This window comes from Rhizobium sp. C104, assembly GCF_022354505.1.
Taxonomy (GTDB): Bacteria; Pseudomonadota; Alphaproteobacteria; order Rhizobiales; family Rhizobiaceae; genus Rhizobium; species Rhizobium redzepovicii.
In genome coordinates, this window is record NZ_CP092348.1 from 551,805 (window position 1) to 568,944 (window position 17,140).

The following is a 17,140-nucleotide window of genomic DNA, read 5'->3' on the forward strand; positions in this document are numbered from 1 at the left end:
TGACGCTAGTGTGGAATTTATGAAACCGTGCTGAACAAAATATGAAAATCACTAAGATTTCCTTTTACTCATAAACGTTTGCGTCTCCGCGTCAGTTCCGCAAAATCCATGGTTGCGGCAAAAGCGCAAGAGAGGAAAAGGGTTCGATTGACGAAAGACGGCGCAAAATCTAACGCTACTCGGCCGATAAGCCCCTGAGGAGACTGCAATGATCGAATTTGCCGCTGCAAGCGGGCCGCGCCTGATGCTCGATGAAGCATCGGTGCTGGATATCGGCGGATGCATCGTCGAAGGCGTCGACATCGCGCCGAAGCGCGCCATTCCCGACGACGGCGATCCCCGAATCGATCACTCGCTCGAAGGCTTCCTGTTCACCTGCGGGCCGGACCATATCCGCCACCGCCAGCCGATCGCCGGTAGCGCCGAGGGCAAGGTCTATCCGCTGCACGGATCGGCCTCCGGCCATGCGGCCAAGGTGCTGTGGACGAAACTGGAGAACGGCAATGCCGAATGCCGGGCCGATATCGACATCACCACCGTCGAAGGACTGCCGCAGCGCATCGAGCGGCTGTGGCGGATCGATGGGGCGACCGGTGAGGTCCGGCTCGAGGACCGGGTCATCAACACCAGCGATCGGACGGTGCCGACCTTCCTGATGTATCACATGAACACCGGCGGTAAATGGCTGGACGAGGGCACGCGGATCGAGGGCGGGATGCTGGAGAATGGCGGTTTCCCCTGGACATTCGGCGAGGAGCCGGGCGGCATCTTCTGCGTGCCGGCGCCGGCAACGGAGCAGGGCTTTGCCGAAGTTCGCCTAGGGCCCATCGCCGCGATCGGCGGCAGGACGCTTCGCGTGCGTTTCCGCGCCGACACGCTGCCTTATCTGCAGGTGTGGCGAAACCAGAAGGCGCCGGCCCATATCATCGGCATCGAGCCGGTCTCGCATCGCTGGGTATTGCGTGACGAGCTTGAGGCAGCCGGCGAGTTCCACATGCTGGCGCCCGGCGATAGCCGCAGCTATGGGCTGAGCTTTGCCTTCCTGTGAGCGAAGTGTTGTTGACGCTTGCCAAGCTGCGTCGTAGACCTTCAGCCCACCATTTTTGAGGAGACAGGACGATGGATATTCGCCAGATCGACGATGAATATTCGGTTTCGGGTCAGATCACGCCCGAGGACCTCGACGATATCAAGGCGCTTGGGTTCAAATCGATCGTCTGCCACCGCCCCGACCATGAGAGCCCCGATCAGACGTCGTTTTCCGTTATCGAGGCACGTGCCAAGGAACTCGGTCTGGAGATCACCCATGTGCCCGTCGGGCCGATGGGCGTGACCGAGGAAGCGGTCCAGGGCATGGTCGACGCGCTCGACGAGTTCCCGCGACCGATGCTCGGCTATTGCCGCTCCGGCGCCCGCTCGACGGCGATCTACCAGAAGACCCACCATATCCGCAGCTAGGCCCCCATTCCGGCTGCCGATTTTCCGGCGCTGCACCGCAGCGCCGCCGCCACCTTCCCATTCACTCAGGAGACTATGATGAGCATTAAGCGTATCGACGTCGGCGCACGCATGAGCGGCGCCGTCATTCACGGCAACACGGTTTATCTCGCAGGCCAGGTCGGCGAGGGCGAAAGCGTCACCGATCAGTGCAAGTCCTCGCTTGCCGAAGTCGACCGCCTGCTGACTGCATCAGGCAGCAACAAGTCGAAGATCCTGCAGACGATCGTCTATCTCTCCGACATTGCCTATTTCGCCGAGATGAACGCCGCCTGGGAAGCCTGGATCGATCCGGCCAATCCGCCGGCCCGCGCCACCAGCGAAGCCAAGCTCGCAGCGCCGAAATACAAGGTCGAGTTCATCGTCACGGCCGCGATCGACTGATCGTCGCCGCAGCACTGCATCAAGGCCGGTAGGTGCGTGAGCTCACGGACTTACCGGCTTTTTGTTTGCGCAATTTCCGAGAGCGTGCGTGTCGGCGTGATCGCCTCGGGATCGAGTTTAACTTCGATGATTGCCGGCTTGCCGCTTTCGCGCGCCCGCTCGAAGGCCGCGGCGAATTGCTCGGTGCTTTCCACCCTTTCGCCATGGCCGCCATAGGCGCGGGCAAGGGCTGCGAAGTCGGGGTTGGTCAGGTCGGTGCTGCTGACGCGGCCGGGATATTCGCGCTCCTGATGCATGCGGATCGTGCCGTAGATGCCGTTGTTGACCACGACCGATATGATCGGCAGGCCGTAGCGGATGGCAGTGGCGAACTCCTGGCCGTGCATCAGGAAACAGCCGTCGCCGGCAAAGCAGATGACCTCGCGCTCTGGAAAGAGCCGCTTGGCGGCGACGGCGGCGGGCAGGCCGTAACCCATCGAGCCTGAGGTGGGCGCGGCCTGGGTGTTGAAGCGGCGGAAACGATGGAAGCGGTGCAGCCACGTGGCGTAGTTGCCGGCGCCGTTGGTGAAGATCGTCTCCGGCCCGGTATTGGCTTCCAGCCACTCCATGATCGGCCCCATATGGACGGCGCCCGGACCTGTCGCCGGCGGTTTCGACCAGGTGAGATAGGCCTGGTGCATGCGCTGCGTGCGCTCCGCCCAATGCGGCTCGGCCGGCGCTTCCAGATCGGCAAGGGCCGCGACGAAATCGGCAGGTGCGGCGCAGATGGGGAGATCCGGGCGGTAGATGCGGCCCAGTTCGGACGCATCGGGATAGACGTGAATCAGCGATTGCTGGGGGTAGGGGATATCGATCAGCGTATAGGACGAAGACGGCATTTCCGACATGCGGGCGCCGAGCAGGATCAGCAGGTCGCTCTCCTTGATCTCCTTTGCCAGCGCCGGATTGATGCCTATGCCGACATCGCCGGCATAGGAGGGGTGGAGATGATCGAACAGCATCTGCCGGCGGAAGGAACAGCCGACCGGCAATTGGAACCGTTCGGCGAAGATTGCAAAATCGGCGACGGCATCGGCATCCCAGCGCGTGCCGCCGAGGATCACCATCGGCCGCTCGGCTTTGAGCAGTCTCAGATAGAGATCGTCGATCTGGCGGCGGCCGGGATGGGCCTCGACGCTGACATAACGCTTGGCGCGGGGCGCTTCGACTTCGTCGCGCAGCATATCCTCCGGCAGCGTCAGCACCACGGGGCCGGGGCGGCCGGAGGTTGCGATCGCAAAGGCGCGGGTGACGAACTCGGGAATGCGGGCGGCATCGTCGATCTCGCCCACCCATTTGGCGAATTCGGTGAAGGCGCGGCGGAATTCGACCTCCTGGAAAGCCTCACGCTCGCGTGCTTCACGCTGCACCTGGCCGATGAAGAGGATCATCGGGATCGAATCCTGCTTTGATATATGCAGACCGGCAGACGCGTTGGTGGCGCCGGGGCCGCGGGTGACCATGCAGATGCCGGGTTCGCCGGTCAGCCGGCCCCAGCAATCGGCCATCATCGCCGCGCCGCCTTCCTGGCGGCAGACGATCACATCGATGTCGCTGTCGCGTAGCGCATCGAGAACGGCAAGGAAGCTCTCGCCGGGCACGCAGGACAGACGCTTGACGCCGTTCGCCTTCAGCGCCTCGACGATTAGTTCCCCGCCAGTCTTCTTCATGACAATGCTGCCTTCTTCATGACGATGCCTTCCTCTCGCGCTCGGCGAGTTCCGCCAGAATCTCTTCGGTGTGTTCGCCGAGACGCGGGCTCGGCCTGCTATAGTGCAGCGGCGTTTCCGACAGCACTACCGGCGTCCTGACTCCGGGGATGACGGTACCGGCGCGATCGGCAAGATCGATGCGCAGGCCGCGGGCTTCTACCTGCGGATCGGCAAACATTTCCTCGATCGTGTTGATCGGGCCGGCGGGAACTCCATTCTCCTCGCAGGCCTTCAACAAATCCGCCTTGCGCCATTTTAGTGTCTCGGTGGAGACGAGACGGCGGACTTCGCCGCGATTGGCGACGCGGGCCTTGTTGGTGGCGTAACGCCCGTCGCCGGCGATGGCATCCAGGCCGAGGATGGCGCAGAGGCGGCGGAACTGGCCGTCATTGCCGATGGCAAGAATGAGAAAACCGTCCGCCGCTGGCACGACCTCATAGGGCGAGATATTCGGATGGGCATTGCCGAGGCGGGTGGGGGCGGCCCCGGAAACCAAGTAGTTCATGTTCTGATTGGCGAGAACGGCCGATTGCACGTCGAGCAGGGCCATGTCGACGAGCTGGCCTTCGCCCGACTTGAGCGCGTGGATGAGGGCGGCCTCGATCGCCGAGACGGCATAGATGCCGGTGAAGAGATCGGCGATGGCAACGCCGGCCTTCATCGGCTGGCCGTCCGGCTCGCCGGTGATCGACATGAAGCCGGACATGCCCTGGACGATGTAATCATAGCCGGCGAGGCTGGCATAGGGGCCGGTCTGGCCGAAGCCGGTGATCGAGCAATAAACGAGCTTCGGGTTGACCTTGCGCAGGCTGTCGTAATCGAGCCCGTATTTGACGAGACCGCCGAGCTTGAAGTTCTCGATCACCACATCGGCTGACGCAACCAGGCGGCGGACGAAATCCTGACCTTCGGCGCTCTTCAGATCGGCGGTGACGGAGCGTTTGCCGCGATTGGTGGCGTGGTAGTAGGCGGCCGAGAGATTTTCGCCGTCCGCGCCTTCGACGAAGGGCGGCCCCCATTGGCGGGTATCGTCGCCGCCGTCGGGGTTTTCTACCTTGATGACGTCGGCGCCGAGATCGGCAAGCATCTGGCCGGCCCAGGGGCCGGCCAGCACGCGGGCAAGCTCGATCACCCGGATGCCTGCAAGCGGCGGCTTTTTCGTGGTCTGCGTCATATTCCCTCGTCGGTCTTTACGGCGCCAGCGTCGCCTCAGATGTATCGGATACAGGCCTTGAAGCAAAGCGGCGCTCGCGCCAGAGGATGTACAAGCCCGATGCCATGATGATGGCGATGCCGAGCCATTTGACCGCGTCCGGGAAGTCGCCGAAAACCAGCCAGGCGAAGATCGTCGCTGAGACGATTTCAAAATATTGCAGCGGCGCCAGCGTCGAGGCGGGTGCGGCGCGATAGGCATAGACGCCGAAGATGCCCGCAATTGCGGCCATGGCGCCGACACCGGCGACGTAGAACCAGGCGCTGCCTTCGGGCACGACGGGATCGAAGAGATCAGAGCCGCTTCCATCGCCGATAAAAAGCAGGACGGCGCAGAAGATGAGGCCCCAGATGCCCATCTGGAACTGCATCGCCCAGGGATCTTCCCGGTGCGAGAGGACGCGGGTCATCAGCACGAAGATCGCGATGCAAAGCGCACTGAGGACGGGCAGGAGGGCGATATAGCCGACTTCCTGGAAACTCGGCTGGATGATCAGCATCGCCCCGAAGAAGCCGGCGCCACAGGCGGTATAGCGCCGCCAGCCGATCGTCTCCTTCAGGAAGATGCCGCCGAGGATGGTCACCATGATCGGCTCGACGAAGAAGATCGCAATCGCGTCGGCAACCGCCATGTATTTCAGCGTGGTGACGAAAGAGATCATCGAGACGGTGATGATCAAGCCGCGGATGGCATGGAACAGGCTCTGGCGCCAGGAGAAATCGGCAAAGCTGCGCCGCCATATGACGATCGGCAGCATGCAGAGCGCCTGCACGACGAAGCGGCCGGCGGTAACCTCGGCGGAGGGGATGGTGACGACGGCAAGCTTGGCGAAAATATCGATCAGCGGCGAAAACATCACCGAAAGAAACATCAGCGCGAGCCCTGTCGTCACCTCGGAGGCTGAGGAAACGGGGCGGGCGGAGGTGCTGCTCATGACGGAATCTCTCTGGCTCAGGATCTTGCCGTTTGGAATCTGGCGAGGGCCTCGTCGCACCAGTCCGCAAAGGCGGCGGTTGCAGCATCCGCGCCGATCTCGTTCAGCGTTTCGTGCCGCATGTCCTGATATATCTCAGTGCTGATACGAGAGAAGCCGCAGGCTTTCAAATGGTTTGACAGCCAGAGCACGGCTTTTCCGCGCTCGGTCGCCGGGTCTTCTCCGCCGCCTACCAGATGGATCGGCAGGTCGCGCGGCAGCCGATCCAGATGGAGCTTCTGCGGGGCGCGAAACGTCATTTCGAAGAGATCGAGCCAGAGCGAGACCGAGGCGTCGAAGCCGCAGAGCGGATCGGCGACATATTTGTCGACTTCACCGGGAAGGCGCGACAGCCAGTCGAACTCGGTGCGGCGGCCCGCAATCGATTTCCCCCAGGCGGTGAAGGTGAGCTTCGGCAACAGGCCGCTCGGCACGTCGGAGCCCTTCAGCATGCGTTCGGCAAGCAGGATCGCCTGGGCGGCGCGGCCGGCAAGGCCGACGGCGAAATTCGAATTCCAGACGGCGACGGCGTTAAAATCGGCCGGCGCCGTGACGGCGGCATTAAGGGCGATCAGGCCCCCCATCGAATGGCCGAAGAGGATTACCGGCAGGCCGGGATGGCGCATGGCCGCGTGAGCGCGCATGGCAAGGACGTCGCCGATCACCCTGTCGACGCCGCCTCGCCGGGCGAAGCGGCCGACCGGCGCGTCGGGCGCCGTTGTCTCGCCGTGGCCGCGATGATCATGGGCATAAACATGATAGCCGCGCGCCGCCATCGCCTCGGCAAAGGCGCGATAGCGTTTCGAATGTTCGGCGAGACCGTGCGATATCAACAGGATGCCGCGTGCCGGGCCGACGGCCTCATCATGGTGATAGGCGAGCGACGCCCCCGTCGAAGCGAGCCTTTGTGTTTCAGAAAACATCGGGATCCTCCTTGCGGCAACAGACCAGATCACCGCCCAAAAGCAACATCGGTTCCGGGTTTATCCGATAACAAATTGCGTTCCTGCTGCGATTCAGGGTTGCGGGTCTTCGATCTTCGTGCTTATTTGTTCCTGTATTGTTCTTTTTTGGGGGTTGAAATGAGCAGCATGCAGTTGCGTACCTTGACGTTCGCCGTATCGATGGTTCTTGCTGGCGCCGCCGTGGCGCAGGAGGCTAGTGGGCGCACCCGTTTTATTCTTTCGGCGAGCTGGCAGCCGGCCTTTTGCCAGACGAACCAGAAGAAGGCCGAATGCGCAAGCCAGACCGTCGAGCGCGCCGATGCGACGAATTTTTCGCTGCACGGGCTCTGGCCGATGCGGCAGGATTATTGCGACGTGAGCGCCGAGCAGAAAGCGGCCGACAAGGACGGCAAGTGGGACACGCTGCCGGCGGTTACGCTGTCGGCCGAGACGCAGGCGGCGCTGGCAAAGGCGATGCCCGGCACACAATCCGGCCTGGAACGGCATGAATGGGTAAAGCACGGCACCTGCACGAAAATGAGCGCCGAGGATTATTTCGGCGTCGGCGTGCACCTCGTCGGCGCGCTCAACACCTCGGCCGTGCGCGATCTCTTCGCCGCTAATATCGGCAAGCCGGTCAAGGCTGAGGCGATCAAGGCGGCTTTCGACAAGAGCTTCGGGCCGGGTGCCGGCGAACGCGTCAAGATGAGCTGCCGTCGGGCCGGCAATGTCAAGATGATCAGCGGGTTGACCATCGGGCTTTCGGAAGCCGCCGGGGCGGCGTCGGCGAAGAGCACCGGGCTTGGCGATCTGATCCAGGGCGCGGGAAAAACGACGTTCGGCTGCGACGAGGGCGTCGTCGACGCAGCGGGCTTCTGACCGGAAATCCTGCGTAAACCGGGTTTCGGCGTTGCCCGAAGGCGCTGTTTCGCCTACATAGCGGCACAATCGAAGTTTCCCGCCCGGAGCAGCGCAGCATGGCACGTCAGTTCATCTATCATATGTCCGGCCTCAACAAGGCCTATGGCAACAAGAAGATCTTGGAGAACATCCACCTTTCCTTCTACCCGGATGCCAAGATCGGTATTCTCGGGCCAAACGGCGCCGGTAAATCCACTGTGCTGCGCATCATCGCCGGCCAGGACAAGGAATATACCGGCGAAGCCTGGCTCGCCGAAGGAGCGACGGTCGGCTACCTCGAGCAGGAGCCGCATATCGATCCCAACAAGACGGTGTTCGAAAACGTCATGGAAGGCGTTGCCTCGAAGACGGCCGTGCTCGAACGCTACAATGAACTGATGATGAACTATTCCGACGAGACGGCGGAAGAGGGAGCCAAGCTTCAAGACATCATCGACAGCCAGAACCTCTGGGATCTGGAAAGCCAGGTCGAGATGGCGATGGAAGCCTTGCGCTGCCCGCCGCGCGACGCCGATGTCACCAGCCTGTCCGGCGGCGAGCGCCGCCGTATCGCGCTCTGCCGGCTGCTGCTGTCGCAGCCGGACCTGCTGCTACTCGACGAACCGACCAACCACCTGGACGCCGAGACGATCGCCTGGCTCGAAAAGCATCTGCGCGACTATCCGGGCGCCGTGATGATGATCACCCACGATCGCTACTTCCTGGACAACGTCACCGGCTGGATCCTCGAACTCGACCGCGGCCGCGGCATTCCCTACGAAGGCAATTACTCGGCCTACCTGCTCGCCAAGGCCAAGCGCATGCAGCAGGAAAACCGGGAAGAGGCCGGCCGCCAGAAGGCGATCAGCCGCGAACAGGAATGGATCGCCTCCAGCCCGAAGGCTCGTCAGGCCAAGTCCAAGGCGCGTATCAAGTCCTATGAACAGCTGGTGGAGGCGGCCGAAAAGCAGCGTCCCGGCGATGCGCAGATCATCATCCCGGTCAGCGAGCGCTTGGGACAGGTGGTCATCGAGATGGAAGGCATCACCAAGGGCTTCGAGGGCCGCACGCTGATCAACGACCTGTCGATCAAGCTGCCGCCGGGCGGCATCGTCGGCATTATCGGCCCGAACGGCGCCGGCAAGACGACGCTGTTCCGTATGATCACCGGCCAGGAAAGGCCGGATGCGGGATCGATCCGCATCGGTGAGACCGTCCATCTTGGTTATGTCGACCAGAGCCGCGACGCACTCGACGGCAGCAAGACCGTCTGGGAGGAAATCTCTGGCGGCGCCGAGGTCATCAAGCTCGGCAAGTTCGATATGAACTCCAGAGCCTATTGCGGCGCCTTCAACTTCAAGGGTGGCGATCAGCAGCAGAAGGTCGGCAATCTCTCGGGCGGCCAGCGCAACCGCGTTCACCTTGCCAAAATGCTCAAGGCCGGCGGCAACGTGCTGCTGCTCGACGAACCGACCAACGACCTCGATACGGAAACCCTGGGTGCGCTCGAAAGCGCGCTTGAGGCGTTTGCCGGATGCGCCATCATCATCAGCCACGATCGCATGTTCCTCGACCGCCTGGCGACGCACATCCTGGCTTTCGAAGGCGAAGGCCATGTCGAATGGTTCGAAGGCAATTTCGAGGATTATGAGCAGGACAAGGTGCGTCGTCTTGGTCCCGATGCCCTCAATCCGGGCAGCCAGGCCCATAAGCGCCTGACGCGCTGATTGCAGCCGTTTTTGCAGTCACGAAGCCCTGGTTTCTACCGGGGCTTTTTCACGTCTGGCCTGTCGCAATTTGAGCAGGCAATTTCGCTCAAGCGCGAAATGCCGCTTGTCACCATCGTCCAAATCACATAAAGATATCTTTATATCTTGATTGGACTGAAGATGAGCGAACCCTTGAAGCTTGGACTGGATGCGCTGGTGGACGTCATGAAGGCGGCCGGCGAGCCCACGCGCCTGCGTCTTCTGGCGCTTCTCGACAGCGGCGACCTGACGGTAACCGATCTTACCGAAATTCTCGGCCAATCCCAGCCCCGCATCTCCCGCCACCTGAAGCTGCTTGGCGAGGCCGAACTGATCGAACGCTACCAGGAAGGCGCCTGGGCCTATTTCCGCCTCAAGCAGGAGGGCAAGGCGGCGATGCTGGTGCGGGCATTACTGAAGCATGTCTCCGAGAACGATCCGACCGTGCTTCGCGACGGCGAAAGGCTGTCGCAGGTCAAGCGCCAGCGCGCCGAGCGGGCGCAGGCCTATTTCAGCCGCAACGCCGCTGAGTGGGACGAGCTTCGCCGCCTGCATGCCGCCGATGAAGAGGTCGACGCCGCCGTCATCCGGCTGCTCGGCAGTCAGCCGATCGATTCGCTGCTCGATCTCGGCACCGGCACCGGCCGCATCCTCGAACTGCTGTCGGGGCTCTACCGGCGGGCGATCGGCGTCGATGCCAGCCGCGACATGCTGAGCGTGGCGCGCGCCAATCTCGATAAGTCCCGCATCACCAAGGCCACCGTGCGCCATGCCGATATCTTGAACCTGCCGTTCGAGGGCCAGGATTTCGATCTGGTGACGATCCACCAGGTGCTGCATTTCTTCGACCAGCCGGAAATTGCGATCGCGGAAGCGGCGCGCATGCTCCGGCCGGGTGGCCGGCTCGTGGTCATCGACCTTGCGCCGCACACGCTCGAATATCTCCGCGACGAGCATGCGCATGTCCGTCTCGGCTTTTCGCACCAGGCGATATCCGACTGGCTGCACAGGGCCGGGCTCGACGTCGAGCAGGTCGTGGACCTTCATCCGGGTCAGCAAAGCGGGCAGGGGTTGACGGTCACCGTCTGGCTCGCGCGCGATCCGAGGCGCTTGATGGCTTCGCAACTAAGCGAAGGCGCCGAACCTACATTTGCCGGGAGAGTATGACATGGCTTTGAATAACGAGGCACGCGGCCGCAACATCGGGATCTCCTTCGAATTCTTCCCGCCGAAATCGGAGGAGATGGAAGGTCAGCTGTGGGATACGGTCAGCAAACTGCAGGACTGGGACCCGGATTTCGTCTCGGTTACCTATGGCGCCGGCGGGACCACCAAGGCGCCGACACTGACCGCCGTCACGCGTTTCCTGTCGCAGACGCCGCTCGCCACCGCTTCGCACCTGACCTGCGTCGGCGCGACGAAGGAAGAGACGCACCAGATGATCGAGACGTTCCGCAAGGTCGGCGTCACGCATTTCGTGGCGCTGCGCGGCGATGCGCCCGGCGGCGCCGGCGCCCCCTACCAGCCGCATCCCGGCGGCTATGCCAATGCGGCCGAGCTGGTGGCTGGCCTTAAGTCGGTCGGCGATTTCGAGATTTCGGTCTCCGCCTATCCGGAAAAACACCCGGAAAGCCGTGACACGGCCGCCGATATCGACATGCTGAAGCGCAAGGCCGATAACGGCGCCGACCGGGCGCTGACACAGTTCTTCTTCGACAACGACAATTTCGAGCGCTACCTGGAGAAGGTGCGCGCTGCCGGGGTCTCGATCCCCGTTGTGCCCGGTATCATGCCGATCCAGAACCTGACGCAGCTGAAGCGTTTCGCCGGCGCCTGCGGCACGATCATCCCGGCCTTCCTCGATGAACGCTTCGCCGGCTTCGACGACAAGCCCGAGGAGCGGGCAAAGGTCGCCGCCGATATCGCCGCCGAACAGATCGAGGATCTCGTCCGGCGCGGCATCCATGAGTTCCATCTCTACACGATGAACCGCGCGCCGCTGGTTTCCGCTGTGCTCGACAATCTCGGCTTTTGCCGCCGGCCGGCAAAAAGCGCGGGCGCTGCGGCCTGATCTAAAGGGTTTGAAAAGGTGAAAAAGCGCATGTCGGGCGGGACATGCGCTTTTTCATTAGCGGATTGATCAGGGGAGTTCAGGTACTACCAGTCATTCCACTTTCATCGGCCAGCTCAGATGAAGAGCATGGACAGAACGAAAGCAAACGCTGCACTGACCAACAGAACATTCAAGGATTGCGTGAGTCCCATGTCTGTCTCCTCGCGTTAACCGGCCGATAATATGTCGGAAATATGTCGGTTGGGAAGCGGATTCTATGCTGCGCTGCCGAAGGGCGCGGTGGACAAGTCGGCGAGGCTAGCGGCAAGCCGTTGAAACTAATCGATTATATTCGATAAATTTTTGTTCACAGATTTTAACGTGCCGTTAAATCCGGCGATTGCCGGTTTACCTATGCGCCGAAAACATGGCGAAGAGGCAAGCGGTTGAAAACACGCGGAATTCGCAACCTGGATCAGGTGGTCTTCACCATCCGGCGATAGGCGCGGCCGTCGAGAATGACGAGGCCGAAACCGATCAGCGCCATGCCGGCGAATTCGCCGGGTGTGAGCCTTTCGCCGAGGAAAAGCACACCGAGAAGGATGGCGCTCGGCGGCACAAGCAAGGTGACGAGCGAGGCGTTGGTGGCACCTGCCGCCGCCATGATCCGGAAATAGAGGATATAGGCGAAGGCGGTCGATACCAGCGCCAGCGCCAGCACGGCGACGAGAATATCGACCGGCGGCATCGGGAGCGTCCAGGGACGATCGGCCAGCAGCGACTGCGGCAGAGTTATCAGCGAGGATGCCGTCAACTGGCCGGCCGCGGTGACCGGTGCGGGAACATCCTTGAACCGCTTGCCGTAGGTGGCGGCAAAGCCATAGGAGACGGCGGCGAGCACGGGAAGCAGCAGAGCCCAGAGCGGCGCTTCGCCGCCGGCCGCCAGGCCGGGGCCGATCAGCACGATCGTTCCGGCGAGGCCGACGAGGCAGCCGGCGATCTTTGCCGAGGACAGCTTCTCGTCCGAGGTGAAGTAGTTGGCAATCAGCACGGTCCAGATCGGCGTCGTCGCGTTCAGGATCGCGGCAAGACCGGCGCCGATGCGGGTCTGGCCGAAAAAGATCAACGCATGCGGCAGAGCATTGTTGATGAGCCCAAGGATCAGGAATTCGCGCCAGCGCGCCTTGAGGATCGAATAGACGTCGAAGCGGCCGGCGATATAGACGTGAAGCGCCAGCGCGGCGAGCAGCAGCCGAAGGAAGACAAGGGTCAGCGGCGGCACATGCTGAACGGCAATGCGGGCAAAGAAGAAGGAGCCTCCCCAGATCAGGCCGAGCAGGAGCAGCAGGCCCCAGGTCCAGGCATTCATTCTGCTGTCCATACCGGTTCCTCCACCGTAAGCCGCTCGGTTGCTAAAAACCGGCACCGGCTGTCAGGGCTCATGCTTAGCGCAGACGGCGGACCGCGCCACCCGTTTCTTGCGACGCGGGTGGCGGTGAGGTGCAGGCGGCGATCAGAGAGCGTTGAGGAGGGCAGGCGTTGCCCAGCCGTCGGCCGGCATGCCGAGGCGCTGCTGCTCTTTCTGGATCGCGACACGCGTGCCGGAGCCGAGGATGCCGTCGATCTCGCCGACATCATGCCCGAGCGACTGCAATTTGGTCTGCAGCGTCTTCATCTGGTCGTTGGCGAGGCCCTGTTCCGGCACGCCCTTGAGATAGGTCGGGGCGCCGGAAAGCCGGGTCCCGAAATACGCGGCCGAGGTCGTGTAGATGAACGACTTGTTCCATTCGAGATAGATCTTGAAATTCGGGTAGGCGATGAAGGCCGGTCCCATGCGGCCCTGCGGCAGCACCAGATCGCCTTCGAGGTTGCCGAAGGCGGTGTTGCCGTCGCGCGGCTTGACGCCGAGCGCGAACCATTCGCCTGCCGTCATCGTGCCGCCGAGGCCGGATTTCTCCCAGGGCAGGTTATCGGGCAGGGTGACTTCCTGCAGCCAGGGCTGGCCGCGCTCGAAGCCGAGATGCTGGATGAACTTAGCCGCCGTCAGGATGGCGTCCGGGCCGCTCTGCTTCAGGCGGACATGACCGTCGCCGTCGCCGTCCATGCCGTAGGCGATGATGTCGCGCGGCAGCATCTGCACCTGGCCGATCTCGCCGGCCCAGGCGCCGGTATTGGTGGCGGGGTCGAGATCGCCGTGCTGGACCATCTCGATGAGGGCGATCGAGCTGTGGGCGGAAGAGCTCCGGGCGGCGGCAGTCATGCGACAGCGTCACCAGGGCGTTGCGGGTGTTGAAATCACCCTGGACGGCGCCGAAATCGGTTTCCATCGCCCAGAAAGCGGTGATGACGCCAGCGGGAACGCCGAATTCCTGTTCGGCGCGGGCAAAGACGTCGGCATATTGCTTCATCTTCTGGCGGCCGATGTCGAGGCGAGCCTGGCTGACGGTGCGCTGGGAGAATTCAAGGAAGGTCTGCTTGAAGACGCCCTGGGCCCGATCCCGGCTCAGAACCTTGGGGTCGATCTCGGCGTCGGCAAGAGCGGAGTCGGCGGCTGCCGGGCTTGCGCCGGCGGCAACTGCATCCTTCTTGACGCCTTCAAGGAAGGCGGACAGATCGCCGCCGCAGGGTGCTGCCGGAGCGGCTGGATCCGCCGCAGGTGCCTGCTGGGCGGCTGCGCCGCCCGCAAGGGCGAGGGCAAACAGGAGGGCGAGTGCAGAGCGGCTTGCGAGCGAGCGGTGCATGGATGCGGTCCTTATATCAAATGGATGTCCGTCGCTTTCCCAGAGGAATGTGACGGAAGCAAGAAACATTGAAAGACGTTACTAAGAATTTCTATCCTTGGAAACGGCAGCGACCCAATTGTTCCAGTTCTTTGCACTGCCGGCAAAGACATTGATATCCGTGGGACCGCTGATGCCCGGAATGACGCCGGTCGAGGTATATTGCCAGAAGGCCCAGCGGCGGTCGGAATAGGTCACTTCGGGGTGTTTTGCCACCGAACGCACCCAGAAATGATAATCCTGGAAGTAACCGGCGAGATTGTCGCGGTGGAAATCGACCGAGGTGTAGATGATCGGGCGTTTGCCGTAATAGGCCTCCAGCCGGTCCATGAAACGCTGCATTTCGGCGCGCACCGTTTCCGGGTCGGGACGGTAGCGGCAGGTCTTCGATTCGGCGTTCCATTCGACGTCGAGCACCGGCGGCAGGCGCATCGCCTCCTTCGGCACGTTGCGGATGAACCAGTCGGCCTGCTGATCGGCCGAGGAGCAGAAATAATAGAAATGGTAGGGCGCGTGCGGGATGCCGGCGGCGCGCGCCTCGCGCCAGTATTCGTCGAAGCGCGGATCGACCCTGTCCTTGCCTTCCGTCGCCTTGATGAAAGCGAAGGCGACACCGGAATTTTTGACCGTCGCCCAGTCGATATCGCCCTGCCATTTGGAGATATCGATGCCGTGGACCTGGTTCTGCCGCGGATGTTTCGGGCCGAAATCCTGCGGATCGGTGTCCTTGAATCGCGTCTTCGGCTTGATCGATGCTGTTTCGAGATAGTCGTGGCCAGAAGAGGAGCAGCCTGCCAGGAGAATGGCCAGAGGCAGAACGCAAAACAAAAGCCGGCGCATGGGCATCCCGTCGTGAACCGAATGATCTCTTTGCCCCACAGCCTGACCTTCGAAAAAGACGAGTCGGCAGAGGATAACCCTCTTTTCACCATATCAACGTAAAAAATCGGTTAGTTTCAAGCGAATTATGAGCGGTTGCTGATAATGGCCGCCCGCCAGGCGTAACCGCCGCCGACGGTGTCGAACAACAATCTCGCGTTGTTTTCATGGGCTTGCGCTTCCAGGAGCTCCCGCAGATCGGAGCGCGGGGTGACGTGGAATTTTGCGAGCCATGACTGCAGCATGCGGCGGAACCAGCCGGGCAGGCCTTCCTGCTGGCCGAAATCGACGATGTGCAACTGACCGCCGGGGTTGAGTGCGGCAATCGACGCATCGACGGCGCGCTCCCAGTCCGGGATCATCGACAGGGCATAGGAGATCAGGATGCGGTCGAAGCCGCTGACGCCGAATTCGCGCGGGGTGAAGGCCGTGGCATCGGCAACGCGGAATTCCGGGATCGTCGCCTTGGTGGCGAAGGTCTTGCGCGCCGAAATCAGCATTTCCTGGGAAATGTCGAGGCCGAACAGCTTGGCTGTCGGGAAATGCCTGTGGGCGAAGGCCATGTTGCGGCCGGTGCCGCAACCGACTTCGAGTAGGGTGCCGCCCTCGGGTACATCGAGATTGCGGATCGTGCTGTCGCGGCCGAGAAGGTAATATTTGCGCGTCAGATCGTAGATATGGCGCTGGTAGCGGTACATGCCATCCATCAGGCTGGCATGTTCGCCGCTCTTTCCTGCCGTCTCGGTGCCGACCTTGCTCACGCCTTCTTCCCGTAAATGTGGAAGCCGCCGTAGATCGCCGAACGATCAAGGGCCGTCAGCTCGCGCGACTTCTCCTCGAAGTAGTCCCACTGGTCGCGGATCGAAGGAGACAGGCGGCCTTCGATGATGCTCTTTTCGGCGGCGGTGCGGAAGATCACGCGGGCGCCTTCACGCGCCGTGCGGGTGATTTCCCGCCAGACGTCGTTCAACTGCTCGTCCGTCATCCAATCCTGCGCGTCGAGCAGGATGTAGCGGTCGCGCGAGGCGGCCGGCTCGCGGGCCAGAAGCTCGGTGAAGCTTGCATGGTGGACGTTGACGCGGTCGACATTGGCGCGGATCACTTCATAGTGCTCCGGCTTCAGATAGGTCGGCAGCGGGCCTTCCTCTTCAGTGCCGTAGCGGCGGCCGAAGGCCTGCCAGGCGAAATAATTGTCGCGCATCGGGAAATGACAGGCGAGCTTTTCCAGGCGGTGCTTCAGCACCGGTGCGATCGAATGGTCGGCGGCCAGGCTTGCGAGCTCGTCATATTGCTGCGGCGGGATGCCAAGGCCGAAGAGCGAGCTCTTGCGGCCGGTGATCCAGCGCACCACCGGCTTTTCGAACAGCGGCGCGATCTGCTCTTCGAAGAACTGGCGCTGCTCGCGGATCGAGCGGGTCTTGGTCATCTCGCGCAGCTTGACGCCATGCAGGCGGGCAAGAAGATGGGCCGCGCCGATGAAGCGGCCGAGCAGACCGGTTTCGTAGATGTTGCGGTCGAAGACGGTGACGCGGCGGCGGCCGAACTTGCGGCCGTTCCAATAGCTGCGGGTCGCCTCGTCAAGCTTGACGGCAAGATGCCGGTCGTAGGCGCGGCTGTTCGACTTCTCGTTCGGCATGGCCAGGAAACGGACGAGATCGGCATGATCCGGCAGATGCTTGAAGGCGGCGAGCTTCAGGCGGTTCAGCGCGATATGGTGCGGGTTGAGGTCGACGACGTCGATCGATGCCGGCGCTTTGGAGAGATAGGCGAGCATGTTGCAGCCGCCGGAGCCGATGGTGACGATGCGATGGTTGGGCTTCAGCTCCATCGCCTGCATGTCGAGATCCGGATCCTCCCAGATCTGCGGATAAACGAGGCCGGAGAAGAGGAGGCCGAAGAGACGCTCGGAAAAACCTTCCTTCGAAAAAGCCTTGTGGCGGAGAAGGGCGTCCTTGAGTTTCCGGTTCTTGCGGAAGCCGGCATCCGGTGCAAATTCTGACATGAGTTCTGTCACCTTT

At 62.3% G+C, this 17,140-nt stretch carries 15 protein-coding genes and 1 pseudogene; 7 read left to right on the forward strand and 9 right to left on the reverse strand.

Going from position 1 to position 17,140, the window contains the following annotated elements; genetic code table 11:
- Positions 1-208: 208 nt before the first annotated feature.
- From MF410_RS03800 to MF410_RS03810, 3 genes are all read left to right on the forward strand, one after another.
- Positions 209-1,048, forward strand: coding sequence for a DUF4432 family protein (locus MF410_RS03800; protein ID WP_097628217.1), 840 nt, complete (start codon positions 209-211; stop codon positions 1,046-1,048).
- Positions 1,049-1,119: 71 nt separating this feature from the next.
- A complete protein-coding gene (locus tag MF410_RS03805) occupies positions 1,120-1,458 on the forward strand; it encodes a TIGR01244 family sulfur transferase (RefSeq protein WP_097628218.1) in 339 nt (112 codons plus the stop codon).
- Positions 1,459-1,536: 78 nt separating this feature from the next.
- Positions 1,537-1,881 (forward strand): RidA family protein, encoded by a 345-nt coding sequence (locus MF410_RS03810; RefSeq protein ID WP_097628219.1) that lies wholly within the window; start codon positions 1,537-1,539, stop codon positions 1,879-1,881.
- Positions 1,882-1,931: 50 nt separating this feature from the next.
- On the opposite strand, the gene MF410_RS03815 is transcribed toward MF410_RS03810, so the two are convergent.
- The 4 genes from MF410_RS03815 to MF410_RS03830 are packed head-to-tail and all read right to left on the reverse strand — an operon-like array spanning position 1,932 to position 6,741.
- Positions 1,932-3,590, reverse strand: coding sequence for a thiamine pyrophosphate-binding protein (locus MF410_RS03815; protein ID WP_097628220.1), 1,659 nt, complete (start codon positions 3,588-3,590; stop codon positions 1,932-1,934).
- 16 nt (positions 3,591-3,606) lie between these two features.
- The gene (locus MF410_RS03820) at positions 3,607-4,806 is read right to left on the reverse strand and encodes a CaiB/BaiF CoA-transferase family protein (RefSeq protein ID WP_097628221.1); all 1,200 of its coding nucleotides are present in this window, start codon (positions 4,804-4,806) and stop codon (positions 3,607-3,609) included.
- A gap of 16 nt (positions 4,807-4,822) precedes the next feature.
- Positions 4,823-5,779 (reverse strand): DMT family transporter, encoded by a 957-nt coding sequence (locus MF410_RS03825; RefSeq protein ID WP_097628222.1) that lies wholly within the window; start codon positions 5,777-5,779, stop codon positions 4,823-4,825.
- 17 nt (positions 5,780-5,796) lie between these two features.
- Entirely contained in the window at positions 5,797-6,741 is a 945-nt protein-coding gene (locus MF410_RS03830; protein WP_097628223.1) for an alpha/beta hydrolase, read from the reverse strand.
- A 159-nt stretch (positions 6,742-6,900) separates the two neighbouring features.
- Here MF410_RS03830 and MF410_RS03835 point away from each other — a divergent pair, with 159 nt between their 5' ends.
- The 4 genes from MF410_RS03835 (at position 6,901) to metF (ending at position 11,481) form a co-directional block, all read left to right on the forward strand.
- The gene (locus tag MF410_RS03835; RefSeq protein ID WP_097628224.1) at positions 6,901-7,641 is read left to right on the forward strand and encodes a ribonuclease; all 741 of its coding nucleotides are present in this window, start codon (positions 6,901-6,903) and stop codon (positions 7,639-7,641) included.
- A gap of 98 nt (positions 7,642-7,739) precedes the next feature.
- The gene (gene ettA / locus MF410_RS03840) at positions 7,740-9,389 is read left to right on the forward strand and encodes an energy-dependent translational throttle protein EttA (protein ID WP_097628225.1); all 1,650 of its coding nucleotides are present in this window, start codon (positions 7,740-7,742) and stop codon (positions 9,387-9,389) included.
- Positions 9,390-9,551: 162 nt separating this feature from the next.
- On the forward strand, positions 9,552-10,577 hold the full coding sequence (locus tag MF410_RS03845) for a metalloregulator ArsR/SmtB family transcription factor (protein WP_097628226.1): 1,026 nt from the start codon (positions 9,552-9,554) through the stop codon (positions 10,575-10,577).
- A gap of 1 nt (position 10,578) precedes the next feature.
- Complete coding sequence (gene metF, locus MF410_RS03850) at positions 10,579-11,481, forward strand: methylenetetrahydrofolate reductase [NAD(P)H] (RefSeq protein WP_097628227.1); 903 nt, start codon at positions 10,579-10,581, stop codon at positions 11,479-11,481.
- A gap of 457 nt (positions 11,482-11,938) precedes the next feature.
- Here the strand turns inward: metF and MF410_RS03855 are convergent, their stop codons facing one another.
- From MF410_RS03855 to MF410_RS03875, 5 genes and pseudogenes are all read right to left on the reverse strand, one after another.
- Positions 11,939-12,844: a DMT family transporter gene (locus MF410_RS03855; protein WP_239620175.1), complete on the reverse strand. Its 906-nt coding sequence runs from the start codon at positions 12,842-12,844 to the stop codon at positions 11,939-11,941.
- A gap of 132 nt (positions 12,845-12,976) precedes the next feature.
- Positions 12,977-14,204, reverse strand: a pseudogene (locus MF410_RS03860) (lytic murein transglycosylase).
- Positions 14,205-14,285: 81 nt separating this feature from the next.
- The gene (locus MF410_RS03865) at positions 14,286-15,083 is read right to left on the reverse strand and encodes a GH25 family lysozyme (RefSeq protein WP_097628230.1); all 798 of its coding nucleotides are present in this window, start codon (positions 15,081-15,083) and stop codon (positions 14,286-14,288) included.
- A 125-nt stretch (positions 15,084-15,208) separates the two neighbouring features.
- Positions 15,209-15,883 (reverse strand): class I SAM-dependent methyltransferase, encoded by a 675-nt coding sequence (locus MF410_RS03870; RefSeq protein WP_097628231.1) that lies wholly within the window; start codon positions 15,881-15,883, stop codon positions 15,209-15,211.
- Positions 15,880-17,124, reverse strand: coding sequence for a DUF3419 family protein (locus tag MF410_RS03875; protein WP_097628232.1), 1,245 nt, complete (start codon positions 17,122-17,124; stop codon positions 15,880-15,882). Before MF410_RS03875 ends, MF410_RS03870 begins: the two co-directional genes overlap by 4 nt.
- Between the last annotated feature and the right edge of the window lie 16 nt (positions 17,125-17,140).

Bases quoted from the DNA above. Each gene is read 5' to 3' on its own strand.
- MF410_RS03800 (WP_097628217.1), top strand. From the start codon at position 209: ATGATCGAATTTGCCGCTGCAAGCGGGCCGCGCCTGATGCTCGATGAA.
- MF410_RS03805 (WP_097628218.1), top strand. From the start codon at position 1,120: ATGGATATTCGCCAGATCGACGATGAATATTCGGTTTCGGGTCAGATC.
- MF410_RS03810 (WP_097628219.1), top strand. From the start codon at position 1,537: ATGAGCATTAAGCGTATCGACGTCGGCGCACGCATGAGCGGCGCCGTC.
- MF410_RS03815 (WP_097628220.1), bottom strand. From the start codon at position 3,590: ATGAAGAAGACTGGCGGGGAACTAATCGTCGAGGCGCTGAAGGCGAAC.
- MF410_RS03820 (WP_097628221.1), bottom strand. From the start codon at position 4,806: ATGACGCAGACCACGAAAAAGCCGCCGCTTGCAGGCATCCGGGTGATC.
- MF410_RS03825 (WP_097628222.1), bottom strand. From the start codon at position 5,779: ATGAGCAGCACCTCCGCCCGCCCCGTTTCCTCAGCCTCCGAGGTGACG.
- MF410_RS03830 (WP_097628223.1), bottom strand. From the start codon at position 6,741: ATGTTTTCTGAAACACAAAGGCTCGCTTCGACGGGGGCGTCGCTCGCC.
- MF410_RS03835 (WP_097628224.1), top strand. From the start codon at position 6,901: ATGAGCAGCATGCAGTTGCGTACCTTGACGTTCGCCGTATCGATGGTT.
- ettA (WP_097628225.1), top strand. From the start codon at position 7,740: ATGGCACGTCAGTTCATCTATCATATGTCCGGCCTCAACAAGGCCTAT.
- MF410_RS03845 (WP_097628226.1), top strand. From the start codon at position 9,552: ATGAGCGAACCCTTGAAGCTTGGACTGGATGCGCTGGTGGACGTCATG.
- metF (WP_097628227.1), top strand. From the start codon at position 10,579: ATGGCTTTGAATAACGAGGCACGCGGCCGCAACATCGGGATCTCCTTC.
- MF410_RS03855 (WP_239620175.1), bottom strand. From the start codon at position 12,844: ATGGACAGCAGAATGAATGCCTGGACCTGGGGCCTGCTGCTCCTGCTC.
- MF410_RS03865 (WP_097628230.1), bottom strand. From the start codon at position 15,083: ATGCGCCGGCTTTTGTTTTGCGTTCTGCCTCTGGCCATTCTCCTGGCA.
- MF410_RS03875 (WP_097628232.1), bottom strand. From the start codon at position 17,124: ATGTCAGAATTTGCACCGGATGCCGGCTTCCGCAAGAACCGGAAACTC.